The 18524-nt window shown below is 57.2% G+C and carries 12 protein-coding genes and 2 pseudogenes; 9 read left to right on the top strand and 5 right to left on the bottom strand.

Annotated features, from left to right (window positions below; genetic code table 11):
* The first annotated feature begins 242 nt into the window (after positions 1-242).
* From PKO02S_RS19395 to PKO02S_RS19385, 3 genes are all read left to right on the top strand, one after another.
* Complete coding sequence (locus tag PKO02S_RS19395; RefSeq protein WP_127585494.1) at positions 243-1553, top strand: MFS transporter; 1311 nt, start codon at positions 243-245, stop codon at positions 1551-1553.
* Between the two features lie 163 nt (positions 1554-1716).
* A complete protein-coding gene (locus tag PKO02S_RS19390; RefSeq protein ID WP_127585493.1) occupies positions 1717-6045 on the top strand; it encodes an ATP-binding protein in 4329 nt (1442 codons plus the stop codon).
* Between the two features lie 12 nt (positions 6046-6057).
* Complete coding sequence (locus PKO02S_RS19385; protein WP_127585492.1) at positions 6058-6855, top strand: response regulator; 798 nt, start codon at positions 6058-6060, stop codon at positions 6853-6855.
* A gap of 173 nt (positions 6856-7028) precedes the next feature.
* On the opposite strand, the gene PKO02S_RS19380 is transcribed toward PKO02S_RS19385, so the two are convergent.
* Complete coding sequence (locus tag PKO02S_RS19380) at positions 7029-7598, bottom strand: helix-turn-helix domain-containing protein (RefSeq protein ID WP_127585491.1); 570 nt, start codon at positions 7596-7598, stop codon at positions 7029-7031.
* 212 nt (positions 7599-7810) lie between these two features.
* On the opposite strand from PKO02S_RS19380, the gene tdh reads away from it, so the two are divergent.
* From tdh to PKO02S_RS19365, 3 genes are all read left to right on the top strand, one after another.
* A complete protein-coding gene (gene tdh / locus PKO02S_RS19375) occupies positions 7811-8926 on the top strand; it encodes an L-threonine 3-dehydrogenase (protein ID WP_127585490.1) in 1116 nt (371 codons plus the stop codon).
* The gene (locus PKO02S_RS19370) at positions 8901-10073 is read left to right on the top strand and encodes a glycine C-acetyltransferase (protein ID WP_127585489.1); all 1173 of its coding nucleotides are present in this window, start codon (positions 8901-8903) and stop codon (positions 10071-10073) included. The genes tdh and PKO02S_RS19370 overlap by 26 nt, the downstream gene beginning before the upstream one ends.
* Before the next feature lie 295 nt (positions 10074-10368).
* Complete coding sequence (locus PKO02S_RS19365) at positions 10369-11109, top strand: DUF3800 domain-containing protein (protein ID WP_127585488.1); 741 nt, start codon at positions 10369-10371, stop codon at positions 11107-11109.
* Positions 11110-11496: 387 nt separating this feature from the next.
* Here PKO02S_RS19365 and PKO02S_RS19360 read toward each other — a convergent pair whose 3' ends face one another.
* Positions 11497-13002: a DHA2 family efflux MFS transporter permease subunit gene (locus PKO02S_RS19360; protein ID WP_127585487.1), complete on the bottom strand. Its 1506-nt coding sequence runs from the start codon at positions 13000-13002 to the stop codon at positions 11497-11499.
* Positions 13003-13182: 180 nt separating this feature from the next.
* Between PKO02S_RS19360 and PKO02S_RS19355 the strand changes: the two genes are divergently transcribed.
* Positions 13183-14067 (top strand): TetR/AcrR family transcriptional regulator, encoded by an 885-nt coding sequence (locus tag PKO02S_RS19355; RefSeq protein ID WP_127585486.1) that lies wholly within the window; start codon positions 13183-13185, stop codon positions 14065-14067.
* 47 nt (positions 14068-14114) lie between these two features.
* Here PKO02S_RS19355 and PKO02S_RS19350 read toward each other — a convergent pair whose 3' ends face one another.
* Complete coding sequence (locus PKO02S_RS19350; protein WP_246067135.1) at positions 14115-15071, bottom strand: alpha/beta hydrolase; 957 nt, start codon at positions 15069-15071, stop codon at positions 14115-14117.
* Between the two features lie 205 nt (positions 15072-15276).
* Between PKO02S_RS19350 and PKO02S_RS19345 the strand changes: the two are divergent.
* Positions 15277-16011 (top strand): annotated as a pseudogene (locus PKO02S_RS19345) (beta-ketoacyl-ACP synthase 3); the annotation flags it as partial.
* 453 nt (positions 16012-16464) lie between these two features.
* Positions 16465-16710 (top strand): annotated as a pseudogene (locus tag PKO02S_RS19340) (3-oxoacyl-[acyl-carrier-protein] synthase III C-terminal domain-containing protein); the annotation flags it as partial.
* Between the two features lie 307 nt (positions 16711-17017).
* Here the strand turns inward: PKO02S_RS19340 and PKO02S_RS19335 are convergent.
* Together PKO02S_RS19335 and PKO02S_RS19330 are read right to left on the bottom strand one after the other, a co-directional pair.
* Complete coding sequence (locus tag PKO02S_RS19335; protein ID WP_127585504.1) at positions 17018-17635, bottom strand: thymidine kinase; 618 nt, start codon at positions 17633-17635, stop codon at positions 17018-17020.
* A 102-nt stretch (positions 17636-17737) separates the two neighbouring features.
* A complete protein-coding gene (locus PKO02S_RS19330) occupies positions 17738-18517 on the bottom strand; it encodes an EcsC family protein (protein WP_373865221.1) in 780 nt (259 codons plus the stop codon).
* Positions 18518-18524: the final 7 nt, after the last annotated feature.

Here is an 18524-nt window from a genome sequence, read left to right as displayed (position 1 = left end):
CGAAAATGTGCGACTGATGGAAAATAAGGCTATGGGATAACGCTATTCGCTCCAAATCCACGCGAAATCGGCTGCTCGCATCCGGATAACGTTATCCCGTAACGCTATTTCGTCGGAAATGAGCTCGGTCATTGAAATAGCGTTATGCCGTAACGTTATTCTTATGGAGACAGAGTCCAAACCGATCAACTCGGCGCGAATAGGACCATTCCAGCAGGAGTTACTGAAAAGAGGCGAATGAAATGCAACAACGGAGTGACAATGAAGATCTCTCAATAAATAACGGCTTGACGGCTACTGCTTCTCATACAGCAGCCGACCGGCCGCCGGCGGACCCGTCGCGCACCGTGTTCAGCATCCTACTGGCAGTCAGCATGGTGCATCTGCTGAACGACACGATCCAATCGGTCGTCACCGCCATCTTCCCGATCATCAAGGAATCGCTCACGCTCTCTTACAAGCAGCTCGGCTTCCTGGCGCTGGCGCTGAACGTGACCGCCTCGGTGCTGCAGCCGGCCATAGGCTTGTACAGCGACCGGAAGCCGCAGCCGTTGCTGCTGCCGCTCGGTGTCGTCGCCACGTTGATAGGCGTGATCGGCATGGGGCTCGCGCCCGGCTTCTGGATGATGCTCGCTGCCGTCGTGCTGATCGGCGTCGGCTCCTCCGTGTTCCACCCGGAGTCGGCGAAGGTCGCTTACTTGGCGGCGGGGGACCGGCGCGGCCTCGCCCAAGGCATCTTCCAGGTCGGCGGCAATGCCGGCCAAGCGCTGGCACCCGTGATGACGGCGCTCGTCTTCGTCCAGCTCGGGCAATCCGGCATCCTCTGGTTCAGCCTGCTCGCTTTGCTGGCGCTCGGCATCCAGGTCTACACGGCGCGCTGGTACGGGCAGCGTCTCACGCTCCAGCCGCGCAAGGCGAAAAGCAAGAGCACCCAAGCCGGCAGCAGCAAGAGGCTGGCCAATCGCAGGCGCGTCGGAGCCGCGATTACGATACTGATGCTGATCATTACATCCAAGATGGCATATTTGGCGGGAATCTCCAGCTTCTACGCGTTCTACTTGATGGAGAAGTTCGCGCTGCCGACCGAACAAGCGATGCTGTGCGTGTTCGCCTTCCTCGGGGCCGGCGCCGTCGGGACATTCTTCGGCGGCCCGCTGGCCGATCGTTGGGGGCGGCGGAACGTGATCTGGTTCTCGATCCTCGGCGCGCTGCCGTTTGCGTTCCTGCTGCCCTACGTGAACTTGACGACGAGCATCGTGTTCTTAATCGTGATCGGGTTCACAATTATGTCTAGCGGTTCGGTCAACGTCGTGTACGCGCAGGAGCTGCTGCCCGGCAACATCGGTGCCGTCTCGGGGATGTTCTATGGGCTCGCCTTCGGAGCCGGAGGATTAGGTGCGGCGGCTTTGGGAGCGTTGGCCGATACGTACGGGATCAAGTTCGTCATTGAGCTATGCGCTTATATGCCGCTAGTCGGATTGCTCGCGGTTTTCCTGCCGGCCGACAGGCTGCTCAAGCAATGGGCGCAGGATGCCGGGGCAAGGCAAGCTTAGCCTGTGTAGAGCTCGAACGTGAGGAAAGGGTTGAAAGCTCGCCACAGCGGCTGCATAAAAGTATCCTGAGACCCATTGGGACTTGTAGGGCTTTTGGTACAATGGGAATGCAAACGGGACGGAACTCGACGATTCCCTATAGACAAGGAAGGGTGGCCGAAAAATGCGGCTTAAGAAAGGCTGGCTATCGGCGATAGCCGTAGTCTTGTTAGCAACGACTATCCTGGCGGGCTGCTCGGAAGCCGGACCTCCGGCCGGCGTAAGCTTGGGGCAAGCCGGCGGCCAGCTGCCCAGCCAACAGATGGGTCAGCCGCAGGGCCAACAGCCGGGGCAGCAGACCGGTCAAGGCCAACCCGGCGTTGGCGTAGGGCTTGGCGGCCAGCCTGGCCAGCAAGGCCTGTCGGGCTCGGGACGCTCTACGCCACCGGCCACAGCGCCGTCACCGCCTTCCAGCCAGTCCAGGGGCGGACCGAATCAAGAGCCGGGCGGTCCCACGCAGGTGCAGTCGGGTTTCGTGGCCGATCCGTCGGCGCCCCCGGACAGCAAACCGCCGGCTGCGGAGCGCAACATTGTATGGAACAGCTACCAGCTTGGGGACTCGGCAATCGGGGACGACGGCATCCGGGAATGGACCCGTCCCGAGAACCTAAGCGCTACCCGGTCGGATTGGAGCCCCATGGTGAAGTTCGATAGAGCCAGCCAATTTTATTGGCCGAACGATTACATATGGATTAGAGGGCGCTCCCTCCTCCAGAACCCCGCCGGCGTCACTTTCCTGCTGCTCGGTGCGAACTACAGCTTCGAGCTGTACGCGGGCAACGTGCTGGTCGCCCAATACGGCGGCATGACGCGAGATACGTTCGAGCTGAGGCCGGTCGTGCCGATCTTCGTCGACTTGCCTCGCGAATATTTGCAGCACGAGCTGTTCATGCGCGTGTACTCCCCGATGGCCTCGAATCAACTGGGCAAAATCGTGGCCGGAGACCGGGCAGGTCTTGCGATCGGAATGGTGCGGTCGGAATGGGTGGAAATCAGCATCTTCTTCCTGTTTTTCGTCATGGGTCTCGTGGCGCTGATCCTCTATTTCGTCAATCGCGACAAACCGAGCAACCTCTACTTTGCCTTATTCGCCTTATTCATCAGCTTCAATATGCTGCTCAAATTCAAGAGCCTGTCGCTGATCGGCAGCTTTCCCATCTACTCCTTCTACCTGAGGGAACCGCTGTTCGGCTTAACCGGATTCGTGTTCACCCGCTATTTCAACCAGATTATCCATACTCGGCTTCATAACTGGATCAACCGATTCGGCACGGCCATCCTGGTCGGCAGCCTGGTAATCGTGGCGATCAAACACGGCTTCGAGGATTTATATATCGATTATCTAACCTGGCTTACCCCGTGGTACGGCATCGGCTACATGCTTGTGTGCTTCGGCTGTCTGTTCCTGATCGCTCCGTTCGTGAGAAAAGGAGTGGATTCCGGGGCGAGATTGTTCGCTATCGGCTTCTCGGTCTTTTTCCTGCTCAGCGCGCTCGGTCTTCCGCTCAGGCTGCTGGCCGAATGGCTCCGCGACCATTGGGGCATTTCCCAAACCGTCCTTCACACGGTGATTCGCAACGGCGAACGGTTCTCCTTCGTGTTTATGATTTTGTATTTCGGCTTCCACCTGATCCGCGAATATTCCAATGTGTATAAAGAGATGAAGCTTCAAGCGGTCCAGCTCGAGGAGAAAAATAAAGATTTGCGCCGCATGGATGAGTTGAAGGACTACTTCCTCGCGAATACGTCGCATGAGCTGCGGACGCCGCTGCACGGTATTATCGGCTTGTCCGAGTCGTTGGCCGCCGGGGTGGCGGGAGAATTGCCGGAATCGGCCAAACGGGACATCAACCTGATCGCGTCGAGCGGCAGACGGCTGGCGAGCCTCGTCAACGACATTCTGGATTTTTCCAAGCTGCGGCATGAGGATATCCCGCTCACCCTGAAGCCGATAGGCATGCGGCAGGCGGTCGAGGTCGTGATGGCGATGCTCCGGCCGCTTATGCGAGGCAAGACGTTAGCCTTCCTGAACGAAATACCCGCAGATTGCATCGTGCTGGCGGATGAGGATCGGGTGCAGCAAATGCTGTACAACTTGATCGGCAATGCGGTGAAGTTTACGGAAAACGGCCATGTGCGCGTCCGCGCCGAGCGAGCGGGGACGAAATGGCGGATCGACGTGGAGGATACGGGGATCGGCATTGCGGCGGATCGCCAGAAATCAATCTTCGAATCGTTCGAGCAAGCCGACGTCACCATCTCCAACCAATATGGAGGGACCGGGCTGGGGCTGTCGATTACGAAGCGGTTGGTGGAGCTGCACGGTGGCGACCTGTCGGTCGAGTCCCAGCCGGGGCGCGGCTCCTGCTTCCGGTTCACGCTGGAAGCTAGCGACGAGCCGGCCGAGCAGGAGGAATCGCGGGCGGAGCGGATGACGAACTTCCTGAACCGGCTGCAGGCCAACCCGGAAGCCGCCGCTGCCAGCGCCACGGAGACCGTGGAAATGGCGGCGGCGCCGCCTAATGCTGCGGCCCGCTCCGCCTGCATCCTGATCGTCGACGACGAGCCGATCAACCTGCAGGTGCTGAGCCATTACTTGTCGGGCGGCGCCTACCGCGTCGTACAGGCGGCGGGCGCGCCGCAGGCGATGGAGCTGCTCCAGCAAGGGCTTATGCCGGATCTGATCATCCTCGACGTGATGATGCCGCGTATGACCGGCTTCGAGCTGTGCGCGCGCATCCGCGAGGAGATCGCGCCGAAGAGCCGGCTGCCGGTGCTGCTGCTGACGGCCAAGAACCAGGTCGCCGATCTGATCGAGGGCTTCGACGCCGGCGCGAACGACTACGTGACGAAGCCGGTATCACAGGGCGAGCTGCTCGCTCGGGTCAGTCTGCACCTGCAGCTCGGCCGCTGGAACCGCTCGCTCGAGGAGAAGGTCGTCGAGCGGACGCAAGCGATTCGCCGCCTGCTCGACTATGCGGGCCAAGGCTTCCTGTCGATCGACGAGTCGCTGCTCGTGCAAGGCGAATACAGCTCGGAATGCGTGCGTATCTTCGGCGGCCGGATCGAAGGAGAGGAACTGCCCGAGCTGATCGCAGCGGACTCGGGCGAGCGTCAATTCCTGCGTTCCCTGCTGCATGACGTCATCCAGGAGGAGGACGAGCTGCAGGCCGAAGTGCTGCTGTCGCTGCTGCCGGACGAGGCGGTCATCGACGGCAAGACGATCAAGCTGCAGTTCCGGCGTTTGCCGGCACCGGCTCCGTCAGCGGTCGCGCTGCCGGGCGAAGGCACTTCCGATACCCGCCCCGCCATCGGCCGCCTCATGGTCATTCTGTCCGACGTGAGCCATGAGCGGCGGCTGGAGCACGCTATGGAGCAGGAGCGCCAGCTGCTCAAGCTCGTCGTCCGCACCGTAACGTTTTATAAGGATTTCAAAGAGCTCGTGCACGATTTCCGGGACTTCGTGCAGAGCGGAATTCCGGACTTGCTTCGCGGCAGCCCCCCGTTCAGCGAGCTGGCGTCTGCGCTGCTGCGTGAAATTCATACGTTCAAGGGCAATTTTTCGCAAATGCAATTCATCGCCATCGTGGAGAAGCTTCACAAGTGGGAGACTGACGTGGCGGAATGGGTGAACCGTGGTATCCAGTCGGAATCCGACCCGGCGCTCGGGATTCAGCTGTTCCGAGAATGGCTGGAGCAGCTCGAGCCGCTTGATTGGCTGGAGGAAGACTTGCAGGTGCTACGTGAGTATTTGGGTGAGCAATTCGACCAGGAAGCGGAGACGGTCACGGTGGAGAAGGATCGCCTGCTCCAACTGGAACGCACGGTCGAGGATCTGCTCGCCGAGCCGGAGGCGGCGGTCATCCTACCGCTGCTGAAGAAGCTGCGCTTCGTGCCGTTCGCCGATCTGCTGCGCATTTACCCGCAGCATGTGGAACGGCTGGCGCGGCAGTCGGGCAAGACGATTGCGCCGGTCGCGATAGAAGGGCCGGAATTGCTCGTCAATCCGGACGACTATTCTCGCTTTACACGATCGCTCATTCACGTGTTCCAGAACATGGTCGTTCATGGCATTGAGCAGCCGGAGGAGCGGGCGGCCGGCGGCAAGCCGGTCGCGGGACGTATCGGCTGCGAGTTCGAGACGGCCGACGGCTGGCTCACGCTGACGATCTTCAATGACGGCCGGCCGATCGACCTGGCTCGCATCCGCGAGATCGCGCTGCAGCGAGGCGCGTCTGCGATGACGTTCGATGCGCAGTCGACGGAGGAGCAGCTGAAGTACATTTTCGAGGATGCATTCAGCACGCGTCGTACCGTCAGCCTGGAATACGGCCGAGGCGTCGGCTTATCCGCCGTCAGCCAAACCGTAGTCGAGCTAGGCGGCACCATCATGGTAACGAGCACGGAGCAAGAGGGGACGGTTTTCCGGTTCCGCTTGCCGATTCAAGAATAGGAGGCTATTCGCTTGGCAAACATTATGATCGTAGACGACTCGCCGATTATTCGGCGCAGCCTGACCCGCATTTTGGAACAATTGGGCCATCAGGTCGTGATGGAGGCGGTGGACGGCCGCGACGCCGTGGAGAAATTCAAGGAGCGCCCGGTCGATCTCATTACAATGGACATTCACCTGCCCGGGATGAACGGCATCGAGGCGGTGCGGCATATCCGGCAAATCAGCTCTTCGGTCATCATCATTATGATCACATCCGTGGAACAAAAAAATATGGTGTACGACGCGCTTAAGCTGGGCGCCCGGCATTACATCGTCAAGCCGTTCACCGATGAGAAAGTGAAGGAAGTGTTCGAGTCGGTCATCGGTCTGACACCGCTGCAGGAAGCGGCGCAGCAGCGCAAGCAGCAGATCGTGGCGGAGACCAGAGAGAAGGCGGCGGAGGAGCGCAAAAAACGCGAGCCCCTCAAGCTGGAGGCGCCCGCGCTGATGGCGATGCCGTTCGAGATCGGCGTGAAGGATGGCCGAGTGGTGATGATTATGCAGCGGCATGTGAACCTCACGAACCTCGCTCACTTCCATGCCTGCCTGCAAGGGATGCTGTACCTTCGCAGCACGAAGTTCGTGTTCGACCTCTGGGAGCCGATCAACGACGAGGAGGGCTTGCGCCTGCTGCTGGATTTCATCACGACGGTCCGCAACCGCAAAGGAACCGTCGGCGTCGTCGTCAACGACTTGGCGGCGTTCAACGTCCTGAAATCGAAGCTGACTACTGGCGTGTACCGGAAGTATGAGGAGATCGACTGGTAATCTGGATTTTTAGCCGCCACGAAAGAAAGACCTGATCGGAAGTTCACCGATCAGGTCTTTGGTCGTTGAGTTCAGTTGGTGCAATAATGCTCCGAAAACCCCTTATTTCCCCGAAAGTCGCTCGTTCCACGAAAATAACGATCCCGCATCATCTTATTTCGCCTCTCCCCAAACTACACAGCCGGATACACTATGATCGTATGGTACATTGTCTTCGACTTCGCCAGATTGCGGTATGTATGCGGCTGGTCGGCCGAGAAATGAATGGCGTCTCCGTCGCTGAGCACGTAGGTTTCCTGATGAAACGTCACTTCCAGCTCGCCCTGAGTCATGAGAATGTACTCCTCGACCCCCTCGTTATGAGGCTCCGACGTATGGCTGCAGCCTTCCTCCATCTCCACCGTGTAAATCTCGAACTGCCTTTTCTGATCGAAAGGAACCATCAGGAACGCACGATACTGGCCGTCCTCCTCCTCGAAGGGCTCCACGTCCTTGAAGCGAAACAGGTTGACCTGCGGCGTGTCTTCTTCGATTAACGATGTAAAGGAAATATGAAGTCCGTTCACGATCTTCCACAGGATCGAAATCGTCGGATTCGAGTCGCCGCGCTCGATCTGGCCGAGCATCGCTTTGCTGACGCCGGTCAAGTCGGCCACCTGGTCGAGACTGAGCGACCTTGCTTTGCGGATCGCCTGCAGGCTTCTTCCGATTTTCTTATGAATCTGCTCGTGCTCTAGTTCCATGCTGGCCTCCCGGGCACATTGGTAAAGTGGCTTTAGGCTTTAGAATACATCAGGATAATTCGGTGTGCAAGACGAGACATTAATCAGGAGAACGATGGAAAAGAACTATGTACATTATAACGCACGTATGTATAATATAAAGTATAAGTATATGATAACGCACAAATGGATGTCATAGTGAACAGGTCGTGCGTGTAGGGAGGTTTGAACAAATGGGGACGATGATCGGGCTGGTCAAGGATCAAAGAGCGCCCAAGGCGGTGCTCAAGGAGGTTCCGATTCCCCGCTGCGGTCCGGATGAGGTGCTCGTTCGGGTGAAGGCGACGTCGATTTGCGGCACGGATGTGCATATTTATAAATGGGATGCTTGGGCGGAAAGCACGGTTGTGACGCCAAACGTATTCGGTCACGAGTTCGCGGGCATCGTCGAGGAAATCGGCAGCGAGGTGACCAATGTTCGCGTAGGCGATCACGTATCCGGCGAAGGCCATATCGTCTGCGGCTTGTGCAAAGCATGTCGGACCGGCAACGCGCATGTATGTCCGAATACGCGCAGCTTCGGCATTACGGCTCCCGGCTGCTTCGCGGAATACTGCGTCGTGAAAGCGTCGAACGTCATCCACAACGCTCCGGACATGCCGTTCGAGCTCGGCTGCTTGCAGGATCCGCTCGGCAACGCGGTGCAAACCGTGCTGTCCGGCGATATCGTCGGCAAATCCGTCGCCGTCATCGGCGCAGGGCCGATCGGCCTTATGGCGGTAGCCGTAGCCAAGGCATGCGGCGCAGGCCTTGTGATCGCGGTCGACATCAACCCCTATCGGCTGAAGCTTGCCGAGAAGATGGGGGCCGACCGCGTTGTGAACAGCGCGGAGACGCCGCTGACCGAGGCGCTCATGGCGAGCACGGGCGGCGAAGGCGTCGAGGTCATCCTCGAGATGTCCGGCCACCCGGACGCGATTCGCGGCGCCTTCGAAGCGGCGGCACCGGCGGCGCGCGTCTCGCTGCTCGGCATCCCGACCCGCGAGGTATCGCTCGACTTGTCGCGCCATATTATTTTCAAGGGGCTGCGCATCGAGGGGATTACCGGCCGTCGGATGTACCAGACCTGGTACCAGTTGAAGGGCTTGCTCGATCAACAGCGGATCGATCTGCGTCCGCTCATCACCCATACATTCACGCTCGATCAATTCGAGGAAGCGTTCGACCTGATGGCATCCGGCCAATGCGGCAAAGTTGTCTTCCTGCACGATACGCTCGCGAACGATCCGGCAGTGCGCATTCGAAACGGGGAGGCAATCGATTATGGCCAATTGGAATTCACTACGTAACGAGCTGGAGCAATTGAAGAAGGATGGACGCTACCGCAATATCTCGGTCTGGGAAAGCGGCTCCGGCACTTGGATGACGATCGGCGGCCGCCGCGTGCTGCAGATGTCGTCGAACAACTACCTTGGGCTTACCGATCATCCCGATCTGAAGACCGCCGCCATCCAGGCAATCGAGAAATATGGCGTCGGCAGCGGATCCGTGCGTACGATTACCGGGACGCTCGACATCCATAATGAGCTGGAGCTGGAGCTCGCGAAGTTCAAAGGCACGGAAGCGACGCTGGTCTTCCAGTCCGGATTCACGACGAATCAGGCTTGCATGACGATTCTCGGTTCGAACGATGTCGTCATCAGCGACGAGCTGAACCATGCCAGCATCATCGACGGTATTCGGCTCACCAAGGCGCATCGGAAAATATTCGCGCACAAGGACATGGACCAGCTTGAAGCGGTGCTGAAGGAATGCGGAGGCTACGACAAACGCGTCGTCGTCACCGACGGCGTGTTCAGCATGGACGGCGACATCGCGCCGCTCCCGGCCATTGTGGAGCTGGCGGAGAAATACGACGCCATCGTGTACGTGGACGATGCCCATGCGAGCGGCGTACTCGGCAGGAACGGCAAAGGGTCGACCGACCACTTCGGTCTCCATGGCCGCGTGCACATCCAAGTCGGCACGCTGTCTAAGGCTGTAGGCGCCGTTGGCGGTTACGCCGCCGGCGATCAAGTGCTCAAGGACTTCCTCATCCAGAAAGCGCGTCCTTTCCTGTTCAGCACCTCGGCGCCTCCATCGGTGGCGGCTACATGCCTGGCGGCGATCAACGTGCTGAAGCAAAGCGGCGAGCTGATCGAGCAGCTCTGGGCGAACGCGGCCTATTTCCGCGGTCAAGTGCAAGCGCTCGGCTTCGACACCGGCGCCAGCGAGACGCCGATCGTGCCGGTCATCGTCGGCGATCCGGCCCGGACGATGCAGTTCTCGGACCTGCTGCTGCGCGAAGGCGTCTTCGCCCAAGGCATCGTCTACCCGACGGTAGCGATGGACAAAGGCCGTGTGCGCTTCATCGTAACGGCCAAGCATACGAAGGAAGATCTCGATCATGCGCTGGGCGCCTTGCAGGTCGCCGGCCGTGAGATGGGGTTGTTGTAGATAATTATATATTGTAACAGTAAGCAATAGTGTCTTTTCTTTGGAGTCAAGGTCATCGGGAAATTCGATGGCTTTTTCTTTTTTTCAAAATTTCAAATAACAGCCCTTGCTTTCAAGTTTAAGTTTGATAGTTTGCAGAAAGCATGCTATTGTTACACTCGGGTGATCTACAATAAATGGAATCAGCCCACGAATCATACTTTCATAATGGTGTGTCGAATTTCGACAACCTTGATAGATTGCAGAAAAGCAGTCAAGGACTCATATATAGAAAAAGGGAGAGGGGGGAGCATTTGTGAAACAATACACATTGTTTCTTGACGAGATTCATACTGGTGGGCATTTTGACCATTTTTCATTGGTTGGCTTGGCGGTTGCAAATGAAGATTACGAGAAAAAACTTATTCCAATGTTGGAAAGACTGAAATATGATTTTTTCAACGACAAGTCAGTCATTATTCACGAGAAGGATATTAACGATGCACGCGGGAGTACCCCGTTTCGGGTGTTTCAAAACCGTGAAAAGAAAGAGGAATTTTGGACTCGAATCGCCGCGTTGCTTGTTGAACTAAATCCACCGATTTTTGCAGTTTGTGTGCATGAGCGGAAATATAGTCAGATGTATGGCCGCTGTCGTGACGGCTATGCAGTGGCCTTGCAAATTATTCTCGAGAACTTCATACATTTTTTGGATAAGAACGACGGATTCGGAACTGTTTTTGTTGAATCTTCTAATCCTTTACCTCAGCAAAAAGATCAACAGTTGCAGCAGCACTTTTACCATCTGAAAGCGAATGGCACACTTTTTTACGATCGAACCACCTTTCAGAGTCGGGTCGGAACAATCAACTTCCCATTGAAGGCAGATAATATTCCTGGACTTCAGTTAGCGGACTTACTTCCGAATTCGCTCAATAGAAAATTAACTGCAGGATATGTGCAACGTACAGGGAATTTAATAAGTGTCATTGAACAGTTACTTTATACTGGATATTGTGATCAGACAGCGACGTTTGGATTGCGAATTGTTCCATAGCCTCTGTTGACTTACGAAGAGGGGTATAATACAATATATATGTGTTGATTGCCTGTGCTTTCACACATTTTGTTTTTAGAGGATTGCCTGTGCTATTCTCTTGCAAGAAGACATGCATATCTCGAGCGAGTTGATCCATACTAACCTTAAATACAGGGGTTGCCTGAGCAATGGCCTGTATTAAAAATCGGAAGAATTGCCTGTGCTCTTCTTCCGCGAAAAAGACGCCTATTGTAAGGGCGTCTTTTTCTTATCCTAACAGATTGAATTCTTTAACTCTTCAACAGAACTAAAGCATTAGCCAGGTGCTAGGTGCATTGGACATTACATTCCAGGTCAGTTAAAAGCTCTCCCGTATATCAGTACTGGAGAGCTTTTCTCTAGTTTTTAATGGCTCATCATAGCCGCAGCTTTGCCTTGCTCGGCGTCAGCCGGCTTGGCGGCGGCGAGATCCTCCGGCAGCGGCTTCGGCTTGCGCAGAATCGTCGCCAGCGCGATGCCGGTGATCGCGAGGCTCATCGCGAGCAGGAATGTATCGCCGTAGGCGGCAATGGCGGACTCCATCGGATTGGCGCCTTGCCCGGCATCGGCGATCCGGTCCGTCGTCCGGGTCGTCAGGAAGCCGGTCAGCCCGGCTACCGCGAACGATGTGACGACTTGCTGCGCGGCGGTCGTCAGCGGCGTGACGCGGCTCACGAGGCGCCTCGGCGCCGCGTTCAACACATGCGTGTTAAGCGACATCATCGACAGCCCCATGCCGCAGCCGACCATGAACAGCGGCAGCAGGATCATATAGAGCGGCGTGTCGAGATCGACGAGCGAGAACAAGAACAACGCGGTCGAGATGACCGTAAAGCCGGCCAGCGCGAGGGGCCGGGCGCCGATCTTGTCGAACAGGCGGCCGCCGATCGGCATGAACAGCATGGAGCCTAACGCTTGCGGCAGCATGATCAAGCCGGTCTCGAACGCGGTGTAGCCCCGTATCGTCTGCAGGAACACAGGCACCAGAATCATCGCTCCGAACAACGCGATCTGTACGATCCAAGTGAGCAGAATGCCGCGTGTGAAATCGGAGGAGCGGAACACGCGCAGCTCGAGCAGCGGCTGCTTGTGGCGCAGCTCGACGATGATGAACAACAGCAGCGCCACGCCGCCTATGATCAAGCCGGTCAGCGCCGTGTCGGCGGTCCAGCTGACGCGTCCGCCTTCGCTGACGCCGTAGGCGAGGCTCGAGAAGGCGATCGGCGCGAGAATCATGCCGAGCACGTCCAGCGCCGGCGGCTTCTGATTCTTCTCGAAGTTCGGTAAATATTTCATGCCGATAATCAGACCCACAATCCCGATCGGCAGGTTGATCAGGAAGATCCAATGCCAGGTGGCGTTCTCGATCAGCCAGCCGGACAGAACCGGGCCGATCGCCGGAGCGAGAAGCATCGGAATACCAAGCGTGCCCATGACGGCGCCGCGGCGTTCCGGCGGAGCGAGGCGGAAAATAATCGCCATCCCGATCGGCATGACCATCCCGCCGCCGAGTCCTTGGATGACGCGGAACAGGATCAATTGCTCGATCGACTGCGCCACGCCGCACAGGACGGAGCCAAGGGTGAAGAACAGGATCGTAAGGAGGAAGATCCGCTTGGAACCGAACTTGTCGGTCATCCAACCCGCTAGCGGGATAACGGCAGACAGTGCCAAGGTGTAGGCGGTAAACGTCCATTGAGTCGTATTGAGCGAGGCGTCGAATTCCTTCTGGAACCCCGCGAGCGCCACATTCACGACGGTGCTGTCGAGGATGACCATAATCATTCCGACGATAACGGCGAGGAGCGGGGCGATAATGGCTTTCATCGAAAAAGGCTGAGCGGCAGCCGCATTCGGTGTGGGTTGAGACATTGGTGAACCTTCTCTCCATGATTTTTTATCACAAATGATTTACAATAGAACTGTGCTTGCACTTGTGCGGATTTTCGTGACTCGTGGTTTTTTTGGAAAACCCATCGGTCGCGAAAGATAGTATTATTTTCAACAATTCCAGGCTTGCTGTCAATCTTTTTTTGAAACGAGGGGAATCCGGTGAGTTTAATTAGGCAAAAGATATTGACTTCGGCTGCCCGTTTCTTCGCGGAGAAAGGTTATTCGGCCACATCCATCCAAGACATTGCGAACGACTGCAGCATTGCCAAAGGATCGCTGTATAAGTTTTTTCCGTCCAAAGAGGACTTATTGATCGAGGTCTATGACAGTCGAATTCGCAACTTGCAGGAGCAAGCGAGACTCATTCGGGAGGATCCTGCCCTTTCCCCCAAGGAGCGGATGGTCCGCGAAACGAAGCATCAATTCGTCTCCTACTTGGAGTTTCGTTCGGGTATTCAAGAGTTTCAAGATTTGCCGCCATCGATGGAGAGCGGGAAGTTCGCTGGATTTTCCCAACGGATCAAAGCTTGCATGATGGAATTCAACCGGGATTTGCTGCTGAGAGCGTACGGTCCTGCGCTGGAGCCGCACATTTGGGACCTGGTCGCATTGTATACGGGAATTATGAAGCAGTACGTCATGCTGCCTGTCATCGTGAACAGTCCGTTTGATTTGGATTACGCCTCCGAATTCATTGTGGATCGGATGGATGAGATGGCGGCAGGCATCATGCAGAAAAAAGCAAAACCGATTCTCGAGCCCTCGATTACGCATAACTACGTGACTTGTCGAGCAACGGGTGTGAAGCCGCCGGTAGGGGAGCAGCGGGCTCGCTTGCTGCAGACGATGCTGACGACGATTCATGATCTGGCCGTGCCCAATGCCCGCAAGACGGAGCTGCAGGAGGCGGTTGTGCTGCTGGAGGAGGAGCTCGAGAAAGAAAAGCCGAGCCGCGTGCTGCTGGCGGCCTTGCTCGATTTCGTGCGCCAGCAGCAGGAGCTGCGGGGCCGGGTGGAGCAGCTCGAGCTGCTATTGCAGGAATAGCACAACGGAAAAGCCCGGACGGCGAGGTCCGGGCTTATTCAGTGCGATTATTCAGCGCGTTTCAAAAACTCGAACGATCGCTTCAAGTACTCTCGTTTGTTCGCTTTGTAGATCAGCTCATGCCTGCCATTTGGTACCAGCCACAGGTTCGAGTTCGGGTTCTCGGATTGGTTGGCGTAGATGGACTCGACCATATCGTATGGCGCTTTGGCGTCTTTCATGCCGTGGATGAACAGGATCGGGACGGAATAGGACGTCGATTTGACCGCCTCGTATGGAATTTTCCGGATGCTGGTGCCGTTCAGGAAGGGGAAAAACAGCCGAATGAGCGGATTAGAAATATTGGGTAGGTTGATCTGCTGACGAACATTCATGAACATCGTGTCGGGCTCCAAAATGAACGTGCTGTCGAGCACCATGCCGGTGATGTCTTGGCTGTACAGAGCGGTCTGCAGCGCCGTGCCGGCCCCCATCGAGAATCCCCAGACGTAATTGCTCGTGCCGCCCCTCGTTCTCACATATTCAATGGCGCCTTGCAGCTCCCGCGATTCCCGAATACCGCCGGTTGCCGAAATTTCGGGCCTTACGTAGGAGTAGTCGAACAGCAGCACGTTGTAGCTCCGTTTGTGAAGCTCTTCCGCCAGACTGTAGAAAGGAACCCACAGCTCCTCGCGATTGCCGCCATAGCCATGCGAAAAGACGACCGAGCGATGCGAGCCTTCGGAGGGAATGTACCAGCCTTCCAATCTGCCGGTACCGTCGCTGCTGGGGAAGTGTACGTCCTCGTAGGCGAGGCCGACGGCCTCCAGGGGGTTGGAGGTGAGCGGTGCGATCGTCGGTCGAGCCAGCGCCCAAGCTATGTAGCCGTGAAATGTCAGGATGGCGGCGATCAGAATGACGGCTGGAAACAGCATGTACCTCATCCAGCGGAGGTTGAGCTTTTCGCGTAAAATGATACCGCTTTCATCGAGGGGTGGATGAATGGCATTCTGCATATGTTTCATGGTGGGGGGCCTCCTGATGCGGTCTCTATACCTATCATAAAGGCGGACAAGAACAGGGGTCAATAAGCGGCTGAGGTGCAAAATTTTCCACTCCCTGCGATAGTTCATAGTTGACAGCGAGAGGACGAAGAGGTAAGGTGAGAATACATCAAAATTAAGACCAGGTACTAATACTAGATCATAATTTATTCGGAGGTGCTGCTGGATGAATTCTGTTGCAGCTTATGGAGCGCGAATCACGGCTATCGGTTCTTATGTGCCCGAGCAAGCGATGACGAATGCCGATTTGGAGCGGCTTGTGGAGACGAGCGATGAGTGGATCGTGCAGCGGACCGGCATGCGGGAGCGGCGGATCAGCGCTCCGGATCAATTCACGAGCGATCTGTGCATTGAGGCGGCGCGGGACTTGGCGGCACGCAGCGGGAAGTCGCTCGCGGATGTGGACCTGGTCCTGGTAGCCACGACGACGCCGGACTTGTCGTTTCCGAGCACGGCGGCGCTCGTCCAGCATGCGCTGGGCATCCCGACGACCGCCGGCGCGTTCGATTTGAGCGCGGCTTGCGCGGGCTTCGTCTATGCGCTGCATATGGCGCGCGGGATGATCGCCTCCGGCTTGCATCGCAAGGTGCTTGTGTTCGGCGCGGAGACCCTGTCCAAGATTACGGACTATACGGATCGCACCACATGCGTCCTGTTCGGCGATGGAGCCGGGGCAGTGCTGGTCGAGCGGACGGAGGAGGGCGAGCCGAACCGGCTGCTGGCGAGCCGCTTGTGGAGCGACGGGAGCGGCGGCACGCACATTTACCGGACGACGGGGCTGCAAGGCCGCTTGAACGGGACCGAGCTCCGCGATTCCCGCTGCATCGTACAGAACGGCAAGGAAGTGTTCCGCTGGGCGTTGCGTACGATACCGGACAACGTCCTCGAGCTGTTGGAGGAGGAGAGACAGGTGAGCGGCGGAAAGGCTGGAACAGTTACTGGGAGTGCAGGGGTAGCAGAACTCCTTGCAAGTGGTGGAGCTGCTGGAAGTGCAGGGAGTGGTGGAGCTGCTGGAACTAAGGGGGATGCAGGGGGAGCAGAATTCATTGCAAGTGTTGGAGTTGCTGGAACTGCTGGAACTGCTGGGGGTACAGGGAGTGCAGGGAGTGTTGAGAGTGTTGGGATTGCTGGAACTGAGGGGGATGTAAAAGTAACAGAAGCTGCTGCAAGTGATGGAACTGCTGGAACTTCTGGGGGTGCTGGAAGCACTGGGATTGCTGAGAGTGTTGGGATTGCTGAGAGTGCCAGTACTAGGAGTGTCGGGGATCGTGCTGGGGCAGACGAACCTGACGACGCTGCCGGTGCTCCAAGTGCCAGCGGTGCTGCAGGAACAGGTGCAGCTCGGATGGCAGCGCAGGTAGATTGGTTCATCCCGCATAGCGCCAACCTGCGGATGATCGAGCCGATCTGCGAGAAGCTGGGCTTTCCGCTCGAGCGCACCTTGTACAGCCTCGAATATTTCGGCAACACTTCGGCGGCGACAATCCCTCTGGCGATGGACATGGCGGTGCGAGACAAACGAGTCAAGGAGGGTGACAGACTGCTGCTCTATGGCTTCGGCGCCGGGTTGGTGCAGGCGGGGATGCTGCTGGAATGGTGACCGCGCTGATGTACTTGAACCGGGCGGCCCCAACTTGCCTCCACCGGCTGCACTCCAATTTGGCGGACAGGAGAGCCGTTATTTCGACCGAAAAGGCATGTTTCGTAAGTTTGGCGGACATACAGGCCTCTATTTGCCTCTCTTGCCGGAAAAAAGCCGGGTTTGAAGCCAAATAAGGTCGTCTGTGTCCGGAAAACCGGCAACATTGCAGCATTTCGCCCGAATAAAGTCATCTGTGTCCGCCAAATCAAACAACAAAACCCTCTGAAGCTCGTTGGAGAAGCTACAGAGGGTTTGTTTGGCGTCATTAGTGCTCCGTTTCCGAATCGGCCGCCGCTGATCCGCGCTGGACGAGCGCCGTCTGCTTGCGCGCCTTGCTATAGCATTGCCGGCATACCGGCAGGTAGCTCTCGTTGCCGCCGATCATAATCTGCGCGCCTTCGAACACCGGGATGCCATTGTTCAGCCGCATGTTCATCGTCGCCTTGCGGCGGCAATGCCAGCAGACCGTCTTTACTTCCTCTATTTGATCCGCGAGCGCCAGGAAATGGTAGCTGCCCTCGAACAGCTGGCCGCGGAAATCCGCACGCAGTCCATAAGCGATAACCGGGATGCCGAGCTCGTCGACGACTTCGCACAGCGCCTCCACTTGCTTTTTATTCAGAAACTGAGCTTCGTCCACAAGAATGCAATCCGGCGCTTGCTGCTGCACGAGCCCGAAAATATCGGTTCCCTCCGCAAGCACCGTCGCCGGCTTCTGGATGCCGATCCGGGACGTCACCTGCCCTTTGCCGTATCGGTTGTCAATAGCAGGTGTGAACACCATCACCGACTTGCCTTGCTCCTCATAGTTGTGGGCGGTGCGCAGCACCTCGATCGATTTGCCGCTGTTCATCGCGCCGTAACGGAAGTATAGTTTGGCCAAAGTTGCTTGCATTCCTCTCTCGTACCGTAAATTAGACTCCCCTAGCATATCGAAAAATCAATCGGACGCATAGGGGCAAATGTACAAGTTGGAACGTTTTGCCTAGGGCAGCTGCTTAGGGGACTGTTGGGCGTTCTGGAGCTGGAGCCAGCGCAGCCGATAGCTGTTCTTCGCCGTTACCGAGAGCTCCTCGAGCAAGCCGTAGTTCGCCCAGGCCCCGATGGCGGCCCCGACACCCGGAATCAGCTGCAGCATTTTGCGAAAATCGATCGTATCCCGGTACTCCATCTGGAACTGCTCCCAATTGAACCGCTGCATCGAGACGCCGTTCGGATTGCCGCTCCCCAGCAGACTGACCCGGTCCCAATCGCGGACTTGCTGGTACGTACGGGCGCGCACGTCGCCTCGGGAGAACGCAAGCTGGAACACATATAGGATGAACAGCCGCTCGCTCTCGTTCTTGGTGGAGAAGCCATACACGTGGGCGAGCTCGAACAGAAACTTCATCTTGATCGCGATGAGCGCGGGGAAATCGACCAGGCTGAGCACGAATCCGCCCGCTCCGGTACCGGCACCTTCGGCGGCTGCAATTTTTTTGTACATGTTGCGTTTCTCGTCGGCCAGCTCATCCCTCTCTTGCAGGGCGAGCCCGATCTGAGGCGGGGACTGCGGCGAGAAGTCCAGCCCGATCTGCACCGATTTGACGATGCCCCGCACGGCCGATGTCAGCGCAGCATGCACTTTGTCCGGGATCATTTCGTTGATCTTTGTCTGGACCCGTTTGGACGTTCGCTCGAGAAAACCGGGAGGCTGCAGCAGCTCTTTTTCCCATTGGGCTAGCGTGACCCGCATTCGTTGTTCGTATTCCGCCAAGCTTGACACCTCTTTC

The sequence above is a fragment of the Paenibacillus koleovorans NBRC 103111 genome, from assembly GCF_004000845.1.
In the GTDB taxonomy this organism is placed as follows: domain Bacteria; phylum Bacillota; class Bacilli; order Paenibacillales; family NBRC-103111; genus Paenibacillus_AA; species Paenibacillus_AA koleovorans.
This window is presented reverse-complemented; position numbering and strand designations above follow the sequence as displayed.

What these genes read in the sequence shown, in the direction of transcription:
- tdh (WP_127585490.1), top strand. Translation starts at nt 7,811, where the DNA reads ATGGGGACGATGATCGGGCTGGTCAAGGATCAAAGAGCGCCCAAGGCG.
- PKO02S_RS19380 (WP_127585491.1), bottom strand. Translation starts at nt 7,598, where the DNA reads ATGGAACTAGAGCACGAGCAGATTCATAAGAAAATCGGAAGAAGCCTG.
- PKO02S_RS19390 (WP_127585493.1), top strand. Translation starts at nt 1,717, where the DNA reads ATGCGGCTTAAGAAAGGCTGGCTATCGGCGATAGCCGTAGTCTTGTTA.
- PKO02S_RS19370 (WP_127585489.1), top strand. Translation starts at nt 8,901, where the DNA reads ATGGCCAATTGGAATTCACTACGTAACGAGCTGGAGCAATTGAAGAAG.
- PKO02S_RS19350 (WP_246067135.1), bottom strand. Translation starts at nt 15,071, where the DNA reads ATGAAACATATGCAGAATGCCATTCATCCACCCCTCGATGAAAGCGGT.
- PKO02S_RS19395 (WP_127585494.1), top strand. Translation starts at nt 243, where the DNA reads ATGCAACAACGGAGTGACAATGAAGATCTCTCAATAAATAACGGCTTG.
- PKO02S_RS19360 (WP_127585487.1), bottom strand. Translation starts at nt 13,002, where the DNA reads ATGTCTCAACCCACACCGAATGCGGCTGCCGCTCAGCCTTTTTCGATG.